Source organism: uncultured Gimesia sp. (assembly GCF_937910335.1).
In the GTDB taxonomy this organism is placed as follows: domain Bacteria; phylum Planctomycetota; class Planctomycetia; order Planctomycetales; family Planctomycetaceae; genus Gimesia.
In genome coordinates, this window is sequence record NZ_CALEMX010000188.1 from 1 (window position 1) to 4883 (window position 4883).

3 protein-coding genes are annotated in these 4883 nt (G+C 50.6%); all 3 read left to right on the plus strand.

Annotated elements, in window-relative coordinates:
• Positions 1 to 134 precede the first annotated feature (134 nt).
• The 3 genes from Q0668_RS07155 (at position 135) to Q0668_RS07165 (ending at position 4636) form a co-directional block, all read left to right on the plus strand.
• Positions 135 to 2321 carry a hypothetical protein gene (locus tag Q0668_RS07155; RefSeq protein WP_298861969.1) on the plus strand — a complete coding sequence of 729 codons (2187 nt, stop codon included), beginning with the start codon at positions 135 to 137 and terminating at the stop codon, positions 2319 to 2321.
• A gap of 410 nt (positions 2322 to 2731) precedes the next feature.
• Positions 2732 to 3910, plus strand: coding sequence for a DUF1559 domain-containing protein (locus Q0668_RS07160; RefSeq protein WP_298861971.1), 1179 nt, complete (start codon positions 2732 to 2734; stop codon positions 3908 to 3910).
• A gap of 183 nt (positions 3911 to 4093) precedes the next feature.
• Positions 4094 to 4636, plus strand: coding sequence for a PEP-CTERM sorting domain-containing protein (locus Q0668_RS07165; protein WP_298861972.1), 543 nt, complete (start codon positions 4094 to 4096; stop codon positions 4634 to 4636).
• Positions 4637 to 4883 lie beyond the last annotated feature (247 nt).

The window sequence follows — 4883 nt, forward strand, 5'->3', positions numbered from 1 at the left end:
ATCGATCAGGTGCTGCTTGGTTTTGCTGTGCTGATCAGTGGCTCAACACTCACGTTGCAATGGCTTGCACTGTGATTTCTTCAGTTATTGAATCAAAACATTCAGGGCCGAGGCTGAAATAAACGACCGTACTTATGTCTGAATCATTACCTGCACAGAATACTGAATCCCCAGCCCAAAAATCGACTCCGAATTACGGCGAGTCGAGCGAACAGCGGTGCTTACCCCAACTGCGCGACTGGTTTAGTGCCAAAAATGTATTTGCCTGGATGTTTGGATTCCTTGAGCGTTGGGTGTTTTCACGCAAGTACAATCGGCTGCTTGCGGGAGTTCCCTTTCTGGCATTCGGCGTGCTTGGCCCGGCTTTTGTGTGGTGGCTAGAGAACGCTCCACAGGATCATGTTGTTCAAAGCTATGAAGCGGCGGTCTCTGCAGCGATCAAGTCGGGCGATGCAGAACAGAGCAGCGTCTTTCTGGAAGGTCTGGTAAAACTCCGTCCCAACGAAAACCGCTACAAATTCCAACTCGCCCTGAACTTGATCGAAAACGGCCAAGAAGCAAAAGGTGTGACTTACCTTAGATCGATGTCGGAGGCAGGGCCCAATGGCTACAACCCCGCGCGACTATGGCTGGCTACCCAGGCTGTTGGACCGACTCCCCGAATCCCGCTAACGGTAAAAATGCAGGAAGATCTATTGCGTCTGATTGTCGCGACGGATCCGATGCATCAAGTGGCAAATCAAATGCTTGCCGAGTTGAACCTGAAGGACGGCAACCTCAAGGAAGCAGAAGACAGACTGCTAAGAATCGTGGAGTCCTCTCCAGCATTAGGGCTGCCCTTGGCGCAGATTCAAACAGCACTTAACAGAAGCCCCGAGCAGATTGAATTTCATCTTGAGAATTCGGTAAGGCATTTCAGTAACCTGCTTTTGACAGACCCGTCGAACATTGAGATGCGAATCAGGTGCGCTGAAGCCCAGGCTTTTGCCGAAAGGTTTGGCGATGCAGAACAGATTCTGAAGGAAGGTCTTGCCCAAAACAATGCTGAGGAACTGCGGTCGGAGCTTTCCCGACTATACTCCAGAATGGCTATCCGCGACCTGCAGGTGTCGGTATTGAATCGTGACAGAAGTGCACGCTATTTGGTGAAGGCGGCACACCTGACTCCGGCCGAAGCTCAAATAACAGAGCAGATTCTGGCACTGGCTCGAGTCGGAGCTGTCTTTTCGACAGCAGACCTTGAACCATCAATCACTGCTTACTCCAACATCGAATCGCGGTCGTTTGAAGACGAGATGCAACTATCGCAGCTTCTTGCAATAGCCGGGCGGTCGGAAGAAGCAATCGCGAGAATGGCCCCCTTGGTTGAAACCGATATCCGATTCAAAGCCATGAAGGCAAAGCATCTGATCGCGACAGGAAAACCTGACGAAGCCGCAGCGGCGCTGAATCAGGTGGTCGACAACTTTAAAAATCGTTCGGAAGCTCTGTCAACATTAGACATCATCACGCATGCAGAGGCATTGATTTTGCTGAGTCAATTCGATGAAGCCCTTGCCCTGTTGCAGGCGGCTATCGAAACCAATAATGTCAGGCCGGAAACCAACGATCGCAATATTGCCGATTCGGAATCTGCGACTCAGGAACGAACCCTGTTACAAACGGCATACGGCCATTGTTGCCTGCTGGCGTTCGACAATCGACAAAAGGAAGGCTCATTCGAAGATCCACAACAAGCCATGCAGCTTCTTGAAGATGCACTCAGAACAGATTCGGTATCTATTGCCGTTTTGGAACGATTAGCTTACCTAAGTTCTTCCGGCACGAACCTTGCCGAAGCCGCTGAAACAGCTTTGACAAGAATGCTGACGGCCGGGATGGGTAATGCAGACATCTACAACATGATTGGAACTCGTGCACTGAACCTGAACAATCCTGCTCAAGCGTGTCGCTATCTGGAACGAGCCTACGCGCTGACACGTTCAAATCCCATGGTGCTTAACAACCTGGCAGTCGCATTAGTTCGTGACAATCCGGAAAACGCTGAACGAGCTCTGGAAATCGCCAACAGTGCGCTGGAGATCCTGAAAGGCCACCGCGATGTGCTGTCTACTCGAGCCGAAGTGTTCATTGCGCTCGAACGCTGGGACGAGGCACTTCGAGATCTTGAAGTTTCGCTTAGTAAAGGAGCGAATAGTCGGGACGTCAGATTACTTCTGAGCCAGGTCTACGATGCCTTAGGTGAAACGACGCTGGCAGAAGAGAATCGCCGCATCATGGAAGCCATGGTGCCGGCACCCGCGACACCTAAACAGGAATGATTGCAGGAAAGCTCCAGGTCCATGTCGACGATATGCCAGCGAATGAATGAATTGGGTCCCACGTGGATCACTGACTTGCCGCGTCGTGCTGTTGTATGAGACGCCGTTTGAACCAATCAGTTGCTGTAATGCGTAAGTGCCGGCGGTTGTTTCGTATCAGAAACTGGTGATGTACGCATCGACTGTCGGCCCCCCCCCTGAACAACTGAGCATACTGAGCATGCGTTCACACCGAAGCCGTACAAGCCGTCGCGATTTCGATTAAGTTCAGTCGCCACGTTTAAGTAAAAGTTTGGGATTTCTCCGATTCTTCAAAAAAAATGAGGTGGGTGTAGAGAAGTGCTTAATCGCACACAAGAATGTAGGAAACCTAGAGTACCCACGCTTCTACTTTATGTGCGGAGATTGTAATGCGCAGGACGGTCGTATTCACTCAGACTCAGACTCTGACTCTGAACAGGCAACGTTTAAGTTCGAGGGCGGCCTTCACCCTGATCGAATTGCTGGTTGTGATTTCAATCATCGCCACGTTGATGTCGTTAATCCTGCCAGCAATCCAAAATGCCCGAGAAGCAGGACGTCGCACACAGTGCCTGAATAACATCCGCAACGTCACCGTGGCCTGCATGAACTTTGCCAGTTCGAACCCGAAGGGCCATCTGCCAGCGCTAAGTTATTATCCCAACGATCCTACGGGATCAGGCTTTCCGCCTCCGTTTCAAGAAGGCTGGAGCTGGGTCGTAGAGATTTTGCCGTATATGGATCAACAGGGCACGTACGACCGATGGGACAAAGCTCTGCCGTGGAACAGCTCTGTCACTAACATAAATGGAGCCGTGAACGCTAACTTGGCGGGCGGCTTGTATATTGAAGCTTTAGCGTGCCCTAATGACGAGTCTGCGTTTCAGGTTTCCGGGGGACTCACATATGTTGCCAACGCCGGATTTGGTTCCCAAACTTCTGGTGCTAACTCTGCCACTGATAGTGAAGGCCACGCTCATTTCAACTCACAGTTGGATTGGAACAGCAATGGCGACTCATCAGTGAATGACACGGAGGATCAGGAAATTTCTTTCCACACCGGGGTATTTTGGCCCCACTTCACCAACAATACATTCGTGAAAAGCCTTTGCACAAACAGGTGCACAGCCCCCGGCAAGATTTATGATGGATCGTCTAACACGTTAATGTTGGGCGAAAACGTCAACGCCGGCCAAACTAACTGGGCCAACCCAAGCTTGAACAGCTGCGGATTTATGTTTCCACTGGAAAGCGGCCCATCCGCACCCACGGATACCAACAAAGCGTCGCGAGCATTGCTCAACAATACGCCGACGGGGGTGAAATTATCCACGGCCCCGTTCCCAAACCAAAAGAAAGCCGGACCAGAAGGAGCTCCATTCCTCAACTCCAATCACCCGGGAGTCGTCGTTATTTCAATGTGTGATGGTTCTGCGAGAACAATTTCCGAAAGCCTTGATAAAAAAGTTTACACACAGCTAATGACGCCTGGGGCCACGCGCTTGCGGACGCTCGCTGGAAATCAGATTTTCAGTGCAGAAAAACCACTTAGCGGGGATTCGTTTTAGCGTTCAGCCGTGGTTAACTGCAATATCGAGTGACATTGGCCCACAATGTTTTCTGCGAGAAGCCCCGCAATAATAAATCACCCAAATACTCTATATTAACAATATTAGTACTTGAAAACCGAAACAACTTAGGCTTCAATAAGCTGCATCCGCGGTAACTGCCCAAGAAATACAAGGCCAGCCATGATATTGAAACGAGTAATAGCGATCTTCGCTTTGACAATGGCATACGCCGGAAACGCTCAGGCGGCGCCGATTAATAACTACTTCATAACCAGTAGTGATAGTTCCGTAAATGGTCTCAAGGCGTTTCCTTGGACAGGAGGATTCACTCTTGGCATAGCAGAGACGACTACCGGAGGATCCCCTGTAGACGTAAGCTTTGTCTTCTCTGGAAGCACCCTCACCCTCACTGAAACCAATTATTCCACTGCGTCGCCACTAAACGCTTCGTTCACCTGGGCATTTAGTGAATTAAATCTGGGCTACACAATTACAGGCGTAACGGCGGGTTCCGCGACTGATGCAGGGGCCACCATCGATTCATTTGATACATCCAACATTACCATTACAACTCCAACGGCTATGACGTTTGCTGGCAGCCCCCACCAATGGGTCTTCAACATAGCTGGTGGAGCAGCAGCTGTACCAGAACCATCTAGCATCGCATTCTTGATGCTTGGCGGAGCTGGTATTTGGTTGAAGCGACGCCGACAGGTTGCCTGAGGCAATACGTCAGTGCGAACACATAAAACGGTTCGGATCGATCTCGGTCCGAACCGTTTTTTTTGGTTAGCCGCAATACCCAACTGAGTTAAGGCGCCAGATGGCCGAATGATGACGGCTCGCGGATTTGCAACAACCTGCCCCTAGCCCGGATATTGCATAGGCGTGTTTAGAATGCGGCTTGCGCGATCTCTCTAGATGTCGATCCGTTAATTGTCATTGGATGAGATGGTAAAGTGTGCGAGAA